General features: G+C 42.5%; 21 protein-coding genes. 17 read left to right on the forward strand and 4 right to left on the reverse strand.

Annotated features, from left to right (window positions below; all coding sequences use genetic code 11):
- Window positions 1–14 precede the first annotated feature (14 nt).
- Entirely contained in the window at window positions 15–803 is a 789-nt protein-coding gene (locus tag ACIQZ2_RS08745) for a hypothetical protein (protein WP_395768469.1), read from the forward strand.
- 18 nt (window positions 804–821) lie between these two features.
- Here ACIQZ2_RS08745 and ACIQZ2_RS08750 read toward each other — a convergent pair whose 3' ends face one another.
- A complete protein-coding gene (locus tag ACIQZ2_RS08750) occupies window positions 822–2,018 on the reverse strand; it encodes a M20 family metallopeptidase (RefSeq protein ID WP_395768470.1) in 1,197 nt (398 codons plus the stop codon).
- 174 nt (window positions 2,019–2,192) lie between these two features.
- On the opposite strand from ACIQZ2_RS08750, the gene ACIQZ2_RS08755 reads away from it, so the two are divergent.
- Together ACIQZ2_RS08755 and ACIQZ2_RS08760 are read left to right on the forward strand one after the other, a co-directional pair.
- Window positions 2,193–2,711 carry an HNH endonuclease gene (locus ACIQZ2_RS08755; protein WP_395768471.1) on the forward strand — a complete coding sequence of 173 codons (519 nt, stop codon included), beginning with the start codon at window positions 2,193–2,195 and terminating at the stop codon, window positions 2,709–2,711.
- The gene (locus tag ACIQZ2_RS08760; RefSeq protein WP_395768472.1) at window positions 2,708–3,499 is read left to right on the forward strand and encodes a DUF2520 domain-containing protein; all 792 of its coding nucleotides are present in this window, start codon (window positions 2,708–2,710) and stop codon (window positions 3,497–3,499) included. The genes ACIQZ2_RS08755 and ACIQZ2_RS08760 overlap by 4 nt, the downstream gene beginning before the upstream one ends.
- Here the strand turns inward: ACIQZ2_RS08760 and ACIQZ2_RS08765 are convergent.
- A complete protein-coding gene (locus tag ACIQZ2_RS08765) occupies window positions 3,492–3,956 on the reverse strand; it encodes a hypothetical protein (RefSeq protein WP_395768473.1) in 465 nt (154 codons plus the stop codon). The genes ACIQZ2_RS08760 and ACIQZ2_RS08765 overlap by 8 nt on opposite strands.
- Window positions 3,957–4,052: 96 nt before the next feature.
- Here ACIQZ2_RS08765 and prfA point away from each other — a divergent pair, with 96 nt between their 5' ends.
- Window positions 4,053–5,123, forward strand: coding sequence for a peptide chain release factor 1 (prfA, locus tag ACIQZ2_RS08770; protein WP_395768474.1), 1,071 nt, complete (start codon window positions 4,053–4,055; stop codon window positions 5,121–5,123).
- A gap of 70 nt (window positions 5,124–5,193) precedes the next feature.
- On the opposite strand, the gene ACIQZ2_RS08775 is transcribed toward prfA, so the two are convergent.
- Window positions 5,194–6,222 (reverse strand): sensor histidine kinase, encoded by a 1,029-nt coding sequence (locus ACIQZ2_RS08775; RefSeq protein ID WP_395768475.1) that lies wholly within the window; start codon window positions 6,220–6,222, stop codon window positions 5,194–5,196.
- 58 nt (window positions 6,223–6,280) lie between these two features.
- On the opposite strand from ACIQZ2_RS08775, the gene purB reads away from it, so the two are divergent.
- The 12 genes from purB to ACIQZ2_RS08835 all read left to right on the forward strand — a co-directional run bounded on the left by purB (window position 6,281) and on the right by ACIQZ2_RS08835 (window position 17,737).
- A complete protein-coding gene (purB, locus tag ACIQZ2_RS08780; RefSeq protein ID WP_395768476.1) occupies window positions 6,281–7,636 on the forward strand; it encodes an adenylosuccinate lyase in 1,356 nt (451 codons plus the stop codon).
- 36 nt (window positions 7,637–7,672) lie between these two features.
- Complete coding sequence (locus ACIQZ2_RS08785; protein WP_395768491.1) at window positions 7,673–8,056, forward strand: VOC family protein; 384 nt, start codon at window positions 7,673–7,675, stop codon at window positions 8,054–8,056.
- A 188-nt stretch (window positions 8,057–8,244) separates the two neighbouring features.
- Window positions 8,245–9,654 carry an anthranilate synthase component I family protein gene (locus ACIQZ2_RS08790; protein WP_395768477.1) on the forward strand — a complete coding sequence of 470 codons (1,410 nt, stop codon included), beginning with the start codon at window positions 8,245–8,247 and terminating at the stop codon, window positions 9,652–9,654.
- A 6-nt stretch (window positions 9,655–9,660) separates the two neighbouring features.
- Window positions 9,661–10,227: an anthranilate synthase component II gene (locus ACIQZ2_RS08795; protein WP_395768478.1), complete on the forward strand. Its 567-nt coding sequence runs from the start codon at window positions 9,661–9,663 to the stop codon at window positions 10,225–10,227.
- Window positions 10,228–10,229: 2 nt separating this feature from the next.
- Window positions 10,230–11,219: an anthranilate phosphoribosyltransferase gene (trpD, locus tag ACIQZ2_RS08800; protein ID WP_395768479.1), complete on the forward strand. Its 990-nt coding sequence runs from the start codon at window positions 10,230–10,232 to the stop codon at window positions 11,217–11,219.
- Between the two features lie 60 nt (window positions 11,220–11,279).
- On the forward strand, window positions 11,280–12,065 hold the full coding sequence (gene trpC / locus ACIQZ2_RS08805; RefSeq protein WP_395768480.1) for an indole-3-glycerol phosphate synthase TrpC: 786 nt from the start codon (window positions 11,280–11,282) through the stop codon (window positions 12,063–12,065).
- Window positions 12,065–12,664, forward strand: a complete 600-nt coding sequence (locus ACIQZ2_RS08810; protein WP_395768481.1) for a phosphoribosylanthranilate isomerase — start codon at window positions 12,065–12,067, stop codon at window positions 12,662–12,664. The genes trpC and ACIQZ2_RS08810 overlap by 1 nt, the downstream gene beginning before the upstream one ends.
- Entirely contained in the window at window positions 12,661–13,854 is a 1,194-nt protein-coding gene (gene trpB / locus ACIQZ2_RS08815; protein WP_395768482.1) for a tryptophan synthase subunit beta, read from the forward strand. The genes ACIQZ2_RS08810 and trpB overlap by 4 nt, the downstream gene beginning before the upstream one ends.
- A 1-nt stretch (window position 13,855) precedes the next feature.
- Entirely contained in the window at window positions 13,856–14,635 is a 780-nt protein-coding gene (gene trpA / locus ACIQZ2_RS08820; protein ID WP_395768483.1) for a tryptophan synthase subunit alpha, read from the forward strand.
- Window positions 14,636–14,742: 107 nt separating this feature from the next.
- Window positions 14,743–15,096 carry a 50S ribosomal protein L19 gene (gene rplS / locus ACIQZ2_RS08825; RefSeq protein WP_395768484.1) on the forward strand — a complete coding sequence of 118 codons (354 nt, stop codon included), beginning with the start codon at window positions 14,743–14,745 and terminating at the stop codon, window positions 15,094–15,096.
- Window positions 15,097–15,215: 119 nt separating this feature from the next.
- A complete protein-coding gene (locus tag ACIQZ2_RS08830) occupies window positions 15,216–16,364 on the forward strand; it encodes a Gfo/Idh/MocA family protein (protein WP_395768485.1) in 1,149 nt (382 codons plus the stop codon).
- The gene (locus ACIQZ2_RS08835) at window positions 16,361–17,737 is read left to right on the forward strand and encodes a Gfo/Idh/MocA family protein (RefSeq protein WP_395768486.1); all 1,377 of its coding nucleotides are present in this window, start codon (window positions 16,361–16,363) and stop codon (window positions 17,735–17,737) included. The genes ACIQZ2_RS08830 and ACIQZ2_RS08835 overlap by 4 nt, the downstream gene beginning before the upstream one ends.
- Here the strand turns inward: ACIQZ2_RS08835 and ACIQZ2_RS08840 are convergent.
- Complete coding sequence (locus tag ACIQZ2_RS08840) at window positions 17,734–18,444, reverse strand: ABC transporter ATP-binding protein (RefSeq protein ID WP_395768487.1); 711 nt, start codon at window positions 18,442–18,444, stop codon at window positions 17,734–17,736. The two genes, ACIQZ2_RS08835 and ACIQZ2_RS08840, sit on opposite strands and share 4 nt — an antisense overlap.
- Before the next feature lie 128 nt (window positions 18,445–18,572).
- On the opposite strand from ACIQZ2_RS08840, the gene ACIQZ2_RS08845 reads away from it, so the two are divergent.
- Window positions 18,573–19,572: acyltransferase family protein (locus ACIQZ2_RS08845; protein ID WP_395768488.1), on the forward strand; the 1,000-nt coding region annotated here is incomplete at its 3' end.

Here is a 19,572-nt window from a genome sequence, read left to right on the forward strand (position 1 = left end):
AGGTGCAAAAAATTATGAAAAAGAACTTAAGTATTTACGGAGGCGGTTGGGTTGGCGCACCATTGGCATTTAAACTAGCTTTAGCGGATTTTAAGGTGCAGGTTTCTGCATCGCAGGTACACCAGCAAGCTAAGCATCCCAAAGTTCATGTAGTTGACTTTCGTGCAACTGATGAGACAACCGAAGGTGAATGGGCATTGTTAAATCAATCCGCTATTCAAGTTTGGGCAATTCCACCTCGAAGAAAAAAAAATTCAGAGGTGCAATATTTGCGCATCGTACAAGCTTGGGTTGATGGATTAGATCCCCAAAAAGTAGAGAAAATCATTTTCCTTTCTTCCACATCGGTCTATGCCAATGTCTCCGCAATTGTTGATGAAAGCGCTGAGCTAAATGCAAGTTCATTGATGGCTCAGGCAGAAGCCATTATTTTATCTTCCCCTATTTCTTCTGTTATCTTGCGATTAGCCGGGCTAATGGGCGGAGATCGTTTCGTTGCCAAATACTTTTCAAACAAACGAAATGATGGCGCGAATTGTCCAGTCAATTATGTGCACAAAGACGATGTAGTAAACTTAATTGCACTTACCTGTGAGAAAATCCACTCGGGTATTTATAATATCGTTGCTCCAGAACACCCAACCAAACAGGATGTTGGAATGAATGATTGTGAAAAACGGGGTATGAATCCAGGCTATTGGGATTCTAGCCAACCGTGTTTAGGTGGAAAAATTGTTTCAGGGGATAAAATTGTCGAAGAACTGAGCTATGAATTCAGATGGCCAGACCCGATGGAGTTTTAAATTTTTCATCACAGACTTTCAACTCTTATCTCTTAATTCACTCACCGTCAACCAAGCCATTAATCCTGGCCCAATCGCTAAAGCATCTTCGTCAATATCGAATGTTGGCGTGTGAACACCACTCGTAATCCCTTTAGCATCATTCCGGATTCCTAATCGGTAAAAGCATGCATCTACATGATGCGTGTAGAAAGCAAAATCTTCTCCAGCCATCCACAGGTCTAAATCCACAACATTTTCCTCGCCCATGTAAGTTATTGCGGCAGCTTTGGCCCTGCGCGTTAATTCTGGATTGTTTTGCAAGAAAGGATAGCCCTTTAAGACTTCAAAAATCGCTTCGCCTCCCATGGCATCCGCAATACCTTCCGCTAATTTTTTCATTTTTGCGAGTCCGTCTGCACGCCAATTTTCATCCATGGCACGGAAAGTTCCGGCAATATTAACCTCATCAGGAATGACATTGGTTGCTCCCAATCCTTCTATTTTCCCAAAAGTTAAAACAGAGGGTAACTTTGGATTTTTATTTCGAGAAATAATCTGTTGCATCGCTACAATGATATGAGACGCAATGACAATGGGGTCTATGCATGCATCAGGCATTGCTCCATGCCCACCTTTGCCTATCACCTTAATGTATAGCTCATCGGTACTAGCCATGTACATCCCTTCACGGAAACCTATTTTGCCTACCGGAACGTTCGTGGCTACATGTTGGCCAAAAATACTTGCCGGTTTCGGGTTTTCTAAAACACCTTCCTTAATCATAATGCTCGCTCCACCGGGTGCTTTTTCTTCAGCGGGTTGGAAAATCAACTTCACAGTTCCTTCAAATTCATCTTTAATCGTTTGTAAAATATGTGCGGTGCCTAATAATGAAGAAGTGTGCACATCATGCCCACAAGCATGCATCACACCGGGGTTTAGGGATTTATACGGAACATCATTGGTTTCAATAATAGGCAAGGCATCCATGTCAGCACGCAAGGCCACCACTTTTTTCGTTGGATTTTTTCCTTCGATGATTGCAACAACCCCCGTATTTGCCAATCGGCTAGTCGTAATTCCCCAAGCTTGTAATTGTTTTTCCACAAACGCTTGTGTTGCCGTTTCCTGAAAGGATAACTCGGGGTGCATGTGTAAATGATGGCGGTTGCTTACCGTCTCTTGCGCTAATGAAATGGACAACGATTTAATTTTTTCTACCAGAGATGCCATGGGGCTATGCGTTAATTTTTACAAACCTACTAAAATAGCCTCAGAATGCCGTTTTATTCACGAAAATCGACCTTAAATTTTTATATCAAGTCCTTGTTTATCGGTTGATTATTTTATGTAACTTTAAAGCATGTGATGGATTTACGCAGGGATTACCTTATAACATTGAATGTCATGAGTCAGAAAGTTTTAGTCCTTAATCAAGATTACAGTGCATTGACAATATGCTCCATGCCGAAAGCATTTTTGTTAGTCTACCTGAATAAAGCTGAACTAATCGCCGAATCTAGCACTGAAAGACTCCATTCAATTAGTCAATCTTTCCCCTTTCCATCCGTCATTCGTTTAAACCGGTATGTTTATTTTCCCTACAAAGGGGTAGTTTTAACCCGACAAAATATCTTCAAACGCGATGGTAATCAGTGTCAATATTGTGGATCTCCTGATCACCTGACCTTAGACCATGTGATTCCCAAATCACGCCAAGGAAGGACCTCATGGGACAATTTAACAACGGCATGTAAATATTGTAATTCAAAAAAAGGGCACAAAACGCCAGAAGAAGCAGGGATGCTTTTGACGCGCCGACCGTTCAAACCATCCTTTGTTATGTTTTTGCGAAATTTTTCCGGAATTTTGGATAATCAATGGATGCCTTTTGTTGGGGCGAAACACGAAAAAATTCAGGAATGATTAAGATTTCATTTATTGGTGCAGGGCACGTGGCATGGCATATTTCACAGGCATTAGAAAATGCAGGTAATAGTGTTCAAGAAGTATTTAGTCGGGATCCCGAGAAAGCACGTGATTTAGTTAGCTACCTATACAACGCCCGTGTTCAAGAACATCTCGATTTTTCGGAATCAAGTTCCACCGTTTTTTTTCTCTGCGTACCCGAGTCGGCATATCCGCAGGTTTTGCCTGAATTGTTGCTACCCAAATACGCTACATTAGTTTTGGTAGCTGGAACAGCATCCCTCACCGAATCCATGATTCAGTATGACCCTTTGAGGGAAAGCACCAACCAGATCGGGGTTTTATTTCCGGTACAACATCTTCAAGCTGAAAGAAAAATCAGTTTGGCCAATGTACCCATATGCATAGAAGTACTAGTTGAAGAAACGGAGGCGACTTTGGTTCATTTAGCCAAGGATATTTCCAAGTCTATCTACCTCGTTAATGGAGAAGAACGAAAGAAGATTCATTTAGCAATGCTCATGGCAGGATTGTTTACTCAGCAACTTTGGCATCAAGCTCAAACCCTATTGGAATCCATCGAATTAGACAAGAGTTTGATACAAGGCGTTGTCCAAAATTATGTACAAGCTTTTTTTGCTAATCAAAGCCTACATGCCGATCAAGACCTTGCCAAATTGAGTGATTCTCGTGTGGTTTTTGACCAACAAGCCTTTATGATACGACCTGAAATGCAGGAGATATACAAGAATATGTTGGCCCTAGTGAAATCCAACCCTATTTAATTAAAGGTTTGTCCATTTGAATAATCACTTGTCGTTTACTAAATCCGATGAGCGTTACGTCTCCTTTTTGGTTGGGATAAATATAGAAAAGGCTGTCACCAGCACTATTTTTCTGAATGCTTGGTGGTATTTCTTGTTTTTGAGTTATCCCATATTCAATGGCCTCAAGCATTTCCACAATTTTGGCATCCTTCATGGATTGCTTTAAAATGTTTGTTGGCCCCGAAAGGATGAGTACCTTATTTTTCTGACTCAGTGAATCGACGGAGAGGCCTTTTTCTAAATTTACTTGTAAATCTTTGCCCCAAACATCCACTTGATTGACAATGTCTTGTGGTAAAACGCGTTTTACCTGCCTCTCACGTAATTCCTTAACGGCAGCTGTCGTGTCGATTCGCTTAGAAAAGTCACAGGCATAAAGTGTTAAAGCGAAGATAATGATCAAGAATTTTTTCATGGTATATGGGAGAAAGAACAAAGGTATTCAACTTGAGCAGAAAGGGCAATGAATTTAATTGTTATCTTTGCGCAGATTTTTTAACCCCGAATAGACATGCTGGAGCAGCTAGAAGCCATCCGAGAACGATTCATTGAAGTAGAACAACAAATTGCGATGCCAGAAATTGTTTCCGACTTAAAGAAGTTCAAAACTTTGAGTAAAGAATACAAAGACTTGCAAAAAATCGTTGATCAATACATCACCTATCAAAATTTGTTACAATCCATTGAAGAGGCGAAGACGGTTATTGCTACTGAGAAAGACGAAGATTTTCGTGATATGGCGAAAGCGGAGTTGGAAGAATTAGTTCCGGCTGAAAAAGAAATGCAAGAGGCATTAAAGGAGATGTTGATTCCTAAGGACCCCAATGATTCCAAAGATTGTATCCTTGAGATTCGTGGTGGAACAGGGGGAGATGAAGCGTCTATTTTTGCAGGAGATTTGTTCCGTATGTACCAGCGTTTCGCTGAAAAGCAGGGTTGGACTTTCCAAATCATGGATTTCACAGATGGTACAGCAGGTGGTTATAAAGAGATTATTATTTCCGTTCAAGGGGAAGACGTATATGCCAAATTGAAATTTGAATCAGGTGTTCATCGCGTTCAGCGTGTTCCTGCCACGGAATCTGCAGGCCGTATTCATACTTCGGCTGCCACTGTGGCCGTGATGCCAGAGGCGGATGAAGTCGATGTGCAGATTAACATGAATGACATTCGTAAAGATACCTTCTGTTCATCAGGTGCTGGAGGCCAATCCGTAAATACTACCTATTCTGCGGTTCGTGTAACCCATATTCCGTCGGGCTTGGTTGTGCAATGTCAAGATGAGCGTTCGCAAATCAAGAACTTTGATAAAGCGATGACGGTTTTGCGTTCACGTCTATATGAAATCGAATTAGCTAAACGCAATGCAGAAATTGCAGGAAGTCGCAAATCCATGGTAGGGTCAGGAGATCGTTCTGATAAAATCCGTACGTATAATTACCCGCAAGGACGCGTAACAGATCACCGGATCGGGCTAACTGTATACAATTTACCCACTGTTATGGATGGGGAAATTGGGGAATTTATTGAGCAATTACGTATCGCTGAAAATGCAGAACGTCTGACAGAAGGGGCGGTATAAATATAGTAGAGACGCGATACTTCGCGTCTCTTTTTAAGAAAATTAGACGCGAAGTATCGCGTCTCTACATCTACGCTTTCTCTAGCTTAAACTCAAATCGGGTGCCTTTATTTTGCTCCGACTGAACCGAGATTTTGCTGTTATGTGCTTGAACGATGTGCTTTACAATGGAAAGTCCGAGTCCTGTTCCTCCTGAGTTTTTTGCCCGACTTTTATCAACCCGATAGAAGCGTTCAAAGATCCGATGAAGATGTTCCTCTGGAATCCCGGGGCCATTATCTACTACCGATATGGTGTAAACTTTTTTCTTCTCGTTGATGATAATCTGAACGACACCTTTTTCTTTTCCATATTTGATGGCATTCACAATCAAGTTTAATATCGCTTGGGATATGCGCTGCGTATCGGCTTTAACCTGAATGTTTCCTTTAGGAGCAATCAGTTTTAGTTTAACGTCGCGTTTTTTGGCTTTTCCTTCAACTTGTTCAAAAATTTCCTCAATCAAGGGCCTCAAGTCAATATTCTTTTTTTCAATCTTGATTGCGCCCGTTTCAATCTGAGACACGGTGAGTAAATCTTGAACTAAATTGTCCAAACCATCCAAACTCTTGGCCGCTTTTTCTAAAAACTTCACACGAATTTCAATTTCTTCATCAGGGTTATCTAACAGGGTGTGAACGAAACCTTGCGCGGCAAAAATGGGAGTTTTTAACTCGTGAGAGACATCGGCTAAAAATTCTTGCCGGTATTTAGCGGCTTTTTTTAGATCCTGTACCTCACCCTCTTTTGTTGCAACATAGGTGTTTAATTCTTTCCTCAAGAGTTCAATGGGGTTTTCCTTTTCGACCAATTGTTTGCGTGGAGTTACACTGAAATCCTTCTTTTTTATCTGTTTAATTCGGTCATAGAGCGAGTTTACCTCTTGGAAAACCAAATAATCGAGAGCAAAATATATCAGCACCGATCCAAATATAAAACAGCTGATAAATCCGATGGTCATGGTAACCAAATCCGAACTTGGAATAAAAGAAAGAAACGCCGTCGTTACAATGGCGATCACCAATGCTAAAACGACCGAAAGATATCTAGGCTGTAACATGCTTGAAATTACGGATAAATTTTCAAAATGTTGTACCTTTGCGCTTTGAATAGAACTTATGGAATTAAATTTGCTTTCGGCGATCTCGCCAGTTGATGGTCGCTACCGTCGTCAAACCCAATCGCTCGCACCTTATTTTTCCGAGTTTGGACTTATTCAATACCGCGTTCGTGTAGAAATCGAATACTTCATTGCTTTGTGCGAAATCCCTTTAGCTCCTTTATCGAGCTTTCCAAAGGAGCATTTTTCAGCTTTGCGTTCGCTGTATACCCAATTCTCAGAAGCTGATGCCCAATGGATTAAAGAAACCGAAAAAGTGACGAATCATGACGTTAAGGCCGTTGAGTATTTCATCAAAGACCGCATGTTAGCCCTTCCAGGTGATTTAACTCCTTACGTGGAGTTTATCCACTTTGGCTTAACTTCTCAAGATATCAATAACACAGCGATACCTCTGTCAATTGCGGAGGCTCACAAAAACGTAATTCTTCCAGCATATCAAGGAGTAATTGCCATTTTGGATGCTTACGCTACAGAATGGAAGGAGATTCCATTATTGGCTCATACACATGGCCAACCAGCGTCACCAACCCGCCTTGGGAAGGAAATAAAAGTTTTTGTTGAGCGCTTAAATCGCCAATTGGATCTACTTGCGCAAGTCCCATTCACCGGAAAATTCGGTGGGGCTACCGGAAATTTCAACGCACACCAAGTGTCATTCCCCGAAATTAATTGGCCGGAATTTGCCGCTAAATTACATGCAAACCTAGGAATCACGCGTTCGAAATACACGACACAAATTGAGCATTACGATAATTTAGCTGCCTATTTTGATGGCTTAAAGCGTTTGGATACCATTTTGATTGACTTGTCACGAGATATTTGGCAGTACATATCGATGGGGTATTTCAAGCAAAAAATCAAAGCTGGGGAAATCGGCTCATCTGCGATGCCACATAAGGTAAATCCAATCGATTTTGAAAATGCCGAAGGAAACTTAGCGATGGCAAATGCCTTCTTTGAATTCCTAGCTGCCAAATTGCCTATCTCACGATTACAACGTGATTTGACAGATTCTACCGTGCTACGTAATGTAGGAACACCTTTGGCACATGTCGTGATTTCGTTGAATTCATTGCAACGTGGTTTGGGTAAATTGGAATTGAACAACAGCAAAATCCAGCAGGATTTAGAAGATAATTGGGTGGTTATTGCGGAGGCAATTCAAACTGTTTTGCGTCGTGAAGCATTTCCGAAACCATACGAGGCGTTGAAAGATTTAACACGTCACCACGGCAAGATTGACCAAACGGTCTTCCATAACTTTATCGATGGCTTAGCCGTGACCGATGCGATTAAAGCCGAATTGAAATTAATTAGCCCATTTAACTTCGTAGGCCGCGACGAAAACTAGACTGACAACTGTTAACTTTCCACTGACTACTGAATGATGAACCACCGCCTCATGCATATCGCCCTTGTGGTCGCCGATTACGACGAAGCGATCGCTTGGTATACCGAAAAACTTGGTTTTACCTTGATTGAGGATACACGCTTGAGCGATGTGAAACGTTGGGTATTAGTTCAGCCATCAGGGGAGGGTTCATGCCAATTGTTATTAGCAAAGGCTGCTACTGATGAACAAAAATCTCGCGTTGGAAATCAAACTGGCGGACGCGTTTTCTTATTTTTACATACGGATGATTTCGAAAAAGACCATCAAAATTTGATGAAGCATAACATTAAAATTGTCCGCGGTCCAGTCGTCGAAGAATATGGTAAAGTGCTCGTATTCGAGGATTTATATGGAAATTTGTGGGATTTAATAGGCTAAAATTTTGAATTAAGAGATTTCAGTTTACATTTGCATCAAATAAATACCAAAATGACAAAAGCAGCATACAACAAAAACTGGTGGCAAGGCTAATAATTCCTTGAACAGTTTTGCTGTGTGTACATGATATGTTTACCAAAGGCTTGCTGTTCTCAGTAAGCCTTTTTTTAATTTTGTTCCTAGAAAACATGTCTACAATACAAATTCGAACTGCAAGAAAAACGCTACTGGCTGATACTCTCACGCCAATCGGTATTTTCATGAAGATTCGTAAAAATTTCAAGAATTCCGTAATCCTTGAGTCGGCCGATTACCACGGTCGGGAACATGGGTTCTCCCATATTGCCTTTGACCCCATTGCCTCATTCGAATTGACTGATTCAAAGGTTTCCCAAAAATTCCCAGATGGATCAGTTGAAAATTTCACCCTGACGAATCGCCGGGATGCCGTTCAAACACTCAAAGCTTTTGCAGATCGTTTTGATTTCCAAAAAGAAAAAGGGGATTCGCCTATGGCTAATGGATTGTTTGGTCATATTTCATACGATGCGGTAAGCTATTTTGAGGATATCGAGATTCAAGCAAAAAATCCGGAGACAGAGATTCCATCTATTCGTTATTATGTGTATCGTTACGTGGTAGCGGTGAATCATTTCAATAATCAGATGTCTTTTTATGCGCATACTTACGATGGGTCGGAGCCGACCTTTGATACGATTACGTATTTGCTGAACATGCCGCATTACGATTCGGAGCGCTTTGAATTAGTCGGGGAGGAAACAAGCAACTTGACAGATCTACAAGTAAAAGAGATTGTGGAAACCTGTATCAAACATTGTTTACGCGGGGATGTTTTCCAAATTGTCCCATCGCGTCGATTTGCCCAAGGGTTTAAAGGGGATGATTTCCAGGTGTACAGAGCTTTACGCTCCGTGAACCCTTCTCCCTATTTGTTTTATTTTGATTATGAGCAATACCGTATTTTAGGCGCTTCGCCCGAAAAGCAAATCAAAATCGAGGGGGATGTGGCAGAGATTCACCCGATTGCGGGAACATTTAGGCGTTCAGGCGATGATGCCCGCGATGCGGAATTAGCCCAAGAATTATTGGCAGATCCCAAAGAAACAGCAGAACATGTGATGCTTGTCGACTTAGCGCGCAATGATTTGAGCCGTAGTGCGGACCAGGTCAAAGTGGAAACCTTCAAAGAAGTTCAATTTTTCTCGCATGTCATTCACCTCGTTTCGAAGGTGACTGGTCGTTTACAACAAGGAGTTAACCCGTTGCAGTTAGTGGCGGATACCTTTCCTGCTGGAACCTTGAGCGGCGCGCCGAAGCACAATGCGATGACAATTATAAATCGATTGGAACCAACAAACCGTGCCATTTATGGCGGAGCGATCGGGTTTATGGATTTTCAAGGAAACTTCAATCATGCGATTGCGATTCGAACGTTCTTGAGTAAAGGAAACACGCTGTATTTCCAAGCAGGGATGGGGGTAGTTGCCAAATCCGTCGTAGCGAGTGAAATGCAAGAGATACACAATAAACTAGCAGCTTTGCGTCGTGCATTGGAAGTTGCTTCCACTTTAAGCTAAGCCGATATGAAAAACGTTTTGGTACTAGACAATTATGATTCCTTTGTATATAATTTAGTTTACTTACTAAAGGAATTAGGCGCACACGTAGATGTGTTTCGCAATGATAAAATTACCTTGGAGGAGGTTGGCAAATACGATCAAATCCTCTTATCTCCTGGTCCGGGAATTCCTTCTGAAGCAGGAATCATGATGGATTTATTGAAGGAGTACAAGTCAAGTAAGAAGATTTTAGGCGTCTGCTTAGGTCATCAGGCGATTGCCGAGGCCTTTGGTTCGGAACTGCAAAACATGGGAGAAGTACTACACGGAGTAACGACCGAGTGTCAGGTACTCGACCCTACAGAACGCATGTTTTTGGATATTCCAGCCCGTTTTGAGGTTTGTCGATACCATTCGTGGACCGTAATTCCGGGTTCGATGCCTAGTGATTTAAAGATTACCGCGCAGGATGATAAAGGATATGTGCTGGCGGAGGCGCACACACAATTCGATGTGCGTGGGGTGCAGTTTCACCCTGAGGCGTATCTGACGCAACATGGTTTACAAATGATTAAAAATTGGTTGAAATAAATATGAAAAAGGTTCTAGAAAGAAGAGTAAGTGGAGAGGCGTTGTCAGAACAGGAGGCGCATGAAGTGATGTTGGAAATTGGAAATGGCGGAGTTAATCCAAGTCAAATCGCCGCATTTTTATCATCCTATTGGTATCATCCGATTCAAGTACATGAGTTAAAAGGTTTTGTTTCTGCTATGCTCGAACTTGCTGTGACAATTGATTTGTCGGAGTTCGATGCCATGGATGTTTGTGGAACAGGTGGAGATGGCAAGGATACCTTTAACATCAGTACGACTTCTTCGTTTATCATCGTAGGCGCAGGCCAAAAAATTGCCAAACACGGCAATCATGGAGTTTCTTCTTCAGTAGGTTCTTCGACGGTTTTAGAATTTTTGGGATTGAAATTTAACAATGACCCGAAAGTATTAAAGCGCAAAATGGAGACGTCGGGTATGTGTTTTTTACACGCACCTTTATTCCATCCTGCCATGCGTTTCGTAGGTCCGATTCGAAAAGAATTAGGCATGAAAACCTTCTTTAATTTATTGGGGCCTTTGTTGAATCCGGCAAATGTCAGTAAGCAATTAACCGGGGTGTATTCGCCCGAAGTATTCGATTTATATGCAGGATTCTTTAAGGATTCGAGTAAGAAGTATGGGATTGTTTTTGCGGAGGATGGCTATGATGAGATCTCATTGACTTCTAATTTTCGATTAGAAACAAATGCGGGCCGACTGGTTTATGCGCCTTCAGATTTGGGTTGTGACTATGTCCAACAATCCGAGTTGTTCGGCGGTGCGAATGTAGAAGAATCGGCCAATATGTTATATAAGATTTTACAACGGGAAGGAACGCCAACGCAAACAAATGCGGTATTAGCTAATGCAGGTGCAGCGTTATGGGTGGCGGAGAAAGCTCCATCATTAACGGATGGTTTTGCTATGGCCAAAGAGTCGTTGGAAAGCGGAAAAGCTTTTCAGGTATTCAAGAAGTTTATAATGGATTAAGTCGCGAACGGTCGCGAAAATAAATAGACGCGAAGTATCGCGTCTCTACAACTTAAGTATATGAGTATTTTAGATCAAATCATTGCCACCAAACGAGAAGAAGTCGCCGCCGCCAAAGCGCGCGTTTCTACCGCTGCATTGGAAAAGCAAGGCTATTTTGCCCGTGCTTGTCACTCGTTGGCGATGTCTTTGGTCCAACCGGCTTCTACGGGGATCATTGCGGAATTTAAACGTAAATCTCCGTCAAAGGGTATCATCAATGATTCCATGGGAGTAGACGAAGTGACGCGCGGATATGTCAATGCTGGGGCAGCCTGTTTGTCAGTGCTCACTGATACGCAGTATTTTGGAGGTACGTATGCCGACTTTGATTTAGCCCGTCGAACGAATCCCAACACACCTATTTTGCGAAAGGACTTCATGATTGATACATATCAAATCATTGAGGCGAAATCGATGGGTGCGGATGTGGTTCTGTTGATAGCTGCTGCATTAAGCCCGCTGGAAATCAAAACATTAGGTTCGCTAGCGCGTTCATTAGGAATGGAAACCTTACTCGAGGTACACGATGAAGAGGAATTGAATCGTTCGTTGGGCGATTATATTTCGGTAGTAGGTGTAAATAACCGGAACCTGAAGAATTTTTCCGAGCAAAATGTGGAGGCATCCAAAGTCCTTGCGGATAAAATTCCTGCACAATTTGTCAAAGTTTCAGAGAGCTGTATTTCGGGACCTGAGATTATAACTGAATTGAAAGGCTACGGATATCGAGGATTTTTAATTGGAGAGAGTTTTATGAAAACGAGCAATCCGGGTCAAGCATTAACTGATTTCTTAAAGCAATAATGATGAAGTGGAAGGTTTGTGGCATGCGGGATTTGAAAAATATCGAGGCAGTAGCTGCATGCGAACCGGATTACATGGGATTCATATGGGTGTCGAAATCTCCACGATATGTAGGGGCAGATTTTGTCATCCCGAATTTGCCAGCCAAAACAAAGGCAGTAGGCGTGTTTGTGAATGAGTCCACGGCCAACATACTTGCCCTGTCAAAAAAGGCTGGGTTTCAAGTCGTGCAATTGCATGGAGATGAAGGCCAAGAGGTCATTGACGAATTGCAAGCGGCAGGTTTGCTTGTTATCAAAGCTGTTAGTGTTGGCACGGAGCAGGATGTTAACGGATTGGATTTGTTGCCTGATTATTATTTGTTTGATACGAAAAAAGGATCGCAAGTGGGTGGAACAGGCGAGCGGTTTGATTGGTCTATACTAGAAGTATACAAACTTAATATTCCCTATTTTTTAGCTGGCGGTTTGGAAGAGGCGAGTATCAAAGAAGCAAAGCAATTACCGGGCTTATATGCCCTAGATTTTAATAGTAAATTGGAGCTGAGCCCTGGGTTAAAGGACTTAGCGAAGGTGAAGGATATAATGCAAAACATATGAAACAGTCATTTCAAGTTGACGAACGTGGATATTACGGGGATTTTGGCGGAGCCTTTATTCCAGAAATGTTGTATCCGAATGTGGAGGAGTTACGAAGCCGGTATTTGGATATTATGGCGGAACCTGCATTTCAAAAAGAATTTCAGTTTTTATTGAAGGACTTTGTAGGCCGACCGACCCCGCTCTTTAAGGCGGAGCGATTATCGGCCAAATACCAAACGAACATCTACCTCAAACGTGAAGATTTATGCCATACTGGCGCACACAAGGTGAACAATACGATTGGCCAGATTTTAGTGGCGAAGCGTTTGGGCAAAAATAAGATTGTCGCGGAGACGGGGGCGGGCCAACATGGCGTTGCGACGGCTACGGTTTGTGCGCTGATGGGCATGGAGTGTATCGTATACATGGGTGCCATTGACATTGAGCGTCAGGCTCCTAATGTGGCGCGGATGCGCATGTTGGGCGCCCAAGTGGTCGCAGCTCAATCCGGATCTAAAACATTGAAGGATGCGACTAATGAAGCGATGCGCCACTGGATTAATAATCCGGTTGACACGCATTACATCATTGGTTCGGTGGTGGGGCCACATCCCTATCCTGACATGGTAGCTCGATTCCAGTCGGTGATTTCAGAGGAAATACGTATTCAGTTGCAAGAGAAAGAGGGGCGAGATTATCCTGATTATGTGATTGCCTGTGTGGGTGGCGGTTCGAACGCGGCGGGTGCGTTTTACCATTTTTTGGATGAGCCACGTACCCAATTGATTGCGGCAGAGGCTGCAGGAAAAGGGGTTAATTCGGGGCATTCGGCAGCAACAACCTTTTTGGGAAAACCAGGGGTTTTGCACGGTAGCAAAAGTTTATTAATGCAAACGGAAGATGGTCAGGTCATTGAACCTTATTCGATTTCGGCAGGCTTGGATTACCCGGGTATCGGGCCGATGCATGCGAATTTATCGTCTACGGGGCGTGCTCGGTTTTTTGGCATAACAGATGCGGAGGCTTTGGATGCGGCGGTTGAATGTTCTGTTTTGGAGGGAATTATTCCGGCATTAGAGACAGCACATGCGCTGGCGGTGTTTGAAAAATTACACGCGAAGCCGGAAGAGGTTATTGTGGTGAATTTGTCGGGCAGAGGGGATAAAGATTTGTCCACGTATCAGCAGCACTTAAAATTGAATGACTAAGATGAATCGGATTACAAAATTATTTGCGGAGGCTACTGAGCCGATATTGAATGTATATGCGACTGCGGGGTACCCTAATTTTGGGGATACGATGACGGTATTACATGCCTTGCAAGAAGGCGGTGTTGATATTATTGAGATTGGAATGCCGTATTCAGATCCAGTTGCGGATGGGGAGACGATTCAGCAATCGAATCAAGTTTCTTTAGATCAAGGAATGACTGTGGCGTATTTGTTTGAGCAATTAAAAGCGATGCGTCAAACCATCACGGTTCCCGTATTATTAATGGGGTACATTAATCCGGTTTTACAATATGGGGTGGAGGCATTTTGCAAAAAATGTGCGGAAGTAGGTATTGATGGGGTGATTTTACCCGATTTGCCGATGGCCGAATATGAGTCGGAATATCAAGCAATCTTTGAGCAATATGGATTGTATAACATCTTTTTGATTACGCCTCAGACAACGGATGCGCGTATTGCGCAAATTGATGCGATAAGTAAAGGATTTATTTACATGGTTTCTTCGGCAAGTACTACAGGTGCTAAGACGGGGATTTCAGATATCCAGGAAACGTATTTTAAGCGAATTAATGGGATGAATTTGAAAAATCCACGCTTGATTGGCTTTGGCATATCGGATCGTGCGAGTTTCTTGAAAGCTTCTGAATCAGCGGCTGGTGCGATTATTGGGAGTGCATTTGTTAAGTTATTGGGGCAGGCCCAAGATCTTCGTGGCGAGATCGTGAGTTTTGTGCAATCAATAAAAGGGAAAAAGTAATTGATTGTTTTTAGAAAGAAATATTTTTCCTATCTTTGCAACCCAATCAGCAATTTTATGTACGAAGTGACCGCTGAGTGCTGATATTACACAAAATAAAAAGTCAGATGAGTGATTTAATTAAATTTGTAGAAGCAGAAAACGCAACGCGTCGTGCTGAGCATCCAGAATTTGCAGCTGGAGACACAATTAATGTTCACGTGAAAATCCGCGAGGGTAATAAGGAGCGTGTTCAGGTATTTCAAGGATTAGTAATCCAACGTAAGAATTCAGGTGCAGGTGAATCTTTCACAGTTCGTAAAATTTCCAACGGTATTGGTGTTGAGCGTATCTTCCCAATCTTATCGCCAAACATCGATAAAATCGAAGTATTGCGTCGTGGTAAAGTGCGTCGTGCACGTTTATTCTACATGCGCGGTAAGCAAGGAAAAGCGGCACGCGTTAAAGAGAAGAAAAAATAGGTTTGAGATTTTTTTATATAAAAGAAAGCTGTTCAGAATTGAGCAGCTTTTTTTGTGAATTATATTCAGTAGGAGTACATTTTTTTTTACTTTTAGGAATAGAATAAACCTATTCCTACATGAAATCGAATGCTTCGAATCGTCGGAAGTTCCTTCACGACGCAAGTTTGTTAAGTGGCTTGGCCTTTATGCCATCAGTTAAAGACGCTACCTCCTCCTTTGTTAAAGGTGCCCCAGAAAAAGTTATTGCTCCTCGTTTGCGTTTTGGGGTCGTGGGCATTAACCACGGACATATTTATTCCATGGCCAATTCGATTATTCGCGGTGGCGGTGAGTTTGTTTCATACTATGCAAAAGAGCCTGATTTGATTAAGGAATTTGCGAAAAAATATCCGCAAGCCAAACTGGTTAAGTCCGAGGCCGAAGTTATTGAGGATCCCAGTATTAAATTAATTCTCAGTTCGATTACGCCAAATGAGCGCGCACCCTTAGGTATTCGCGTGATGCAACATGGGAAAGATTACATGGTGGATAAGCCTGGAATTATCAGCTTAGAACAATTAGCCGAGGTTCGTAAGGTTCAAGAAGAAACAAAACGAATTTATTCAATTTCATTCAGTGAGCGTTTTGAAAATAAGGCTACGGAACTGGCCAGCCAATTGGTCGCGCAAGGAAAGATAGGTAAGGTGATGCAGACGCTGGGAACGGGTCCGCATCGGATGAGTGTCAATTCGCGCCCGGAATGGTTTTTTGATACGAAATATTATGGAGGCATCATTACCGATATTGCCTCACATCAAGTAGATCAATTTTTACATTTTACGGGTTCGACGCAAGGAGAGGTTGTTGCTTCACAAATTGCTAATCATCACCATCCGCAGTATCCGAAATTTCAAGATTTTGGGGATTTGATGTTGCGTAGCAATAAAGGTTCTGGATATATCCGGGTAGACTGGTTTACGCCGGATGGCTTGAATACTTGGGGGGATGGTCGTTTGACGATTTTAGGAACGGATGGTTATATTGAAGTACGTAAGAATACCGATATTGCATCTCCGCATGGAACAGGTAGTCATCTATATATTGTAACGAATAAGGAGACATTGTACGTTGATTGCAAGGATGTGAAGTTACCTCATGGTGAATTACTTGTCGACGATGTATTGAATCGTACGGAGACGGCGATGACGCAAGCACATTGTTTTTTAGCTACAGAACTCGCATTAATTGCACAGAAAAATGCAACCAACATATCTATCAAAGCATGAAAAGGAGAAACTTTATTAACAACTTAGCCATTGGGGCAGTAGGGACATTAGGTTTCCCGACAATCGTTCCGGCACACGTATTGGGTGGTAAAGATGCCCCTAGTAACAAGATTAATATTGGTCAAATAGGTTGCGGAAGAATTGCACGTACGCATGATTTGCCGGGAACATGGAAGCATGAGAAGGCGCGTATTATGGCGGTGTGCGATTTGGATCGTCATCGGACGGAGGAGACCAAGCAATTGGTTGAGGAGTATTACACCAAAAAAACGGGTCAGTCGAATTACATCGATGTGAAGATGTATGATGATTACCGAGAGATGTTGCTGAATAAGGATATTGATGCGGTGATGATTAGTACCCCGGATTTTTGGCATGCGCAACCAGCGATGGAGGCGGCCTTAGCAGGGAAAGATATTTATTTGCAGAAGCCGACTTCGTTGACGATTCATGAGGGGCGCCAACTCGCCAATGTGATTAAGAAAACGGGTCGTATTCTTCAGGTGGGGACGCAACAGCGTTCAACCTCTCAATTTCGCATTGCCGCTGAATTAGTTCGTAATGGCCGTATCGGGAAATTGCATACCGTGAAAATTGGTTTACCTGGTGATCCATCTGGCCCGCCAGCGCCTGAGATGCCAATACCCAAAGGATTTAATTATGATATGTGGTTAGGTTCTACGCCTTATGTGCCGTATACTGAAATTGCGGTTCACCCGCAGAAAGGATATGATCGCCCGGGATGGTTACGCATGGAGCAGTTTGGTGCAGGTATGATTACGGGATGGGGGCAGCATCATTATGATTCAGCAGCCTGGGGAATGGATACGGAGTATACGGGACCTATTTCTGTGGAGGCCGTAGCTGAATTTCCTAAGTCAGGATTGTGGAACGTGCATGGCGATTTTATGTCGAAAGCTGAATATGCTAATGGTATCACCATGTATACCTCAGGGGGGTATCAAAATGGGATTCGTTATGAAGGTTCAGAAGGATGGATTTTTGTATCTCGAGGAGATTATGCTGCTACGCCGAGTGACCCTACGGCTAAAGTCCGTTCGAAGGCTTTAGATGCATCCAATCCAAAGATTTTAGAATCGGTAATTGGGCCAAATGAGTTACACCTATATCATTCGGAAGACCAACATGGTAACTGGCTTGATTGTATCGAATCTCGTAAAGAGCCTATATCGCCTATTGAAATAGGTCATCGGGCTTGCACGGTTTGTCTAATTACCCATGTAGCTATGAAGGTACCTGGGAAGTTACTATGGGATCCTACGAAAGAACATTTTGTGAACAATAAGGAAGCAAACACCTGGTTGCGTCGTACACAGCGGGCACCTTATGGAACGGACCGGGTGAAGGTTTAGATTTTTTCGACCTTACGTACGTTTTTGTTGATGGTATCAGACTCTACGATACCATCGCGTAAACGAATTATACGGTGGGCATATTGGGCAATATCGTCTTCATGGGTAACCATAACGATGGTATTGCCTTTTTTATGCAATTGATCAAAAAGATCCATGATTTCGTAAGAGGTCTTGGTGTCTAGGTTACCTGTTGGCTCATCTGCCAACAATATCGATGGGTCATTTACTAAGGCACGAGCTACTGCTACACGTTGTCTTTGTCCACCTGACAGCTCATTTGGTTTGTGAAGTGCCCGATTGTCCAAGCCAACGCCTTTTAGCGTTTCCATGGCAATTCTAGTTCGTTCAGATTTGGAATAGCCGGCATAAATTAGGGGAAGCGCTACATTCTCCAAGGCAGATTGTCGGGGTAATAAGTTAAATGTTTGGAATACAAAACCGATTTCCTTGTTGCGGACGGCGGCTAATTCATTTTCTGACATGGTTGAAACATCTTGACCATTCAGTATATAGGAACCAGTGCTAGGTGTATCTAAGCAGCCGACAATATTCATTAACGTGGATTTACCTGAACCTGACGGCCCCATGAAAGCTACATATTCACCCTTGTTTACAGAGATTGTCACGTCTTTTAGCGCGTCAATAATCTCTTCTCCCATCACGTAGCGTTTGGAAATATGGCTGGTCTCAATAATTTTTGTCATGGTATCAGAAAAATTCGAATCAAAAATACATGCTTCCGCTGATAAAGTGGGAACTTTTCGACGAAAGATATTTTGTGGGGATGAAACGGTTATAGGAAGGATAAGAGGTTTTCCTTAGTTTTGTTGCTATGAAATACATCCCTGCGCTAGACGGAGTTCGTGCTTTGGCGATTTTGTTGGTCTTGATTTATCATTGGTACCCTGAAGGGGAAGGGATTAATGTCATGCCAAATGGCCCTATCGGCGTGACATTGTTTTTCGTTTTGAGTGGATATTTGATTTCGAATATCTTAATGGAGCAGCAGTCCTTGGGGACTTTTGCCCGGTCGTTTAAAAACTTTGTGGTTCGACGGGCGCTACGGATTTTTCCAATTTATTTTCTGGTTTTGATCGGGCTATTGGTTTTAGAGCGTTTTTCTGTTTTGGTGAATACAGACTTTTATACGCATCCGGGTTATTACTGGACTTATCTAGTTAACTATTGGATTGAGTTACATGGGAACTGGTCGGATGCGCTTTCGCCTTATTGGTCACTTTCCGTGGAGGAGCAATTTTATTTGCTTTGGCCTTTTTGCATGTTGTTATTGGCTACACGTTTACGTGCTTATTTCTTGTGGTTTACGGTCGTTTTTGGGGTGGTTTATCGGTATTTCTCGGTTCATGTTTACGGTGGATTGGGAGTGAGTATGTTTTCCTGTGTCGATACATTTGCTTGGGGAGCGTTGCTAGCTCATTACCTCCGTGCAGGGCAGTCGGCAGTACTTGCGGTATGGATTAAGCGTTTGATTATTCCGGTGGGTTTTTGCTTTTTGATGTTGTGTTTGCAACATACGGATGAAGACCTAATAAGGCAGTTATTTTTTAGAACATTTACCTCTTTGGTTTCTGTGGCTTTGTTGTTTTATGCAATGCAGCCGGGGATTTTTTCGAAAGTCTTTTCATTTAAACCTTTTCGATTGATAGGTCAAATGTCTTATGGCTTGTATTTGTATCATATGGTGGTGCCAGATTTGTTTTATCAAATCGCGTCACGTTTGGGGATAGCGATTCCTATCTTGCCCTTTCAAATTATCCCAATAGGAGTACTCAGTTTATCAGCTTATTTATCGTATCGTTTGATCGAATCGC

This window comes from Aquirufa sp. (assembly GCF_044342065.1).
Classification (GTDB): domain Bacteria; phylum Bacteroidota; class Bacteroidia; order Cytophagales; family Spirosomataceae; genus Aquirufa.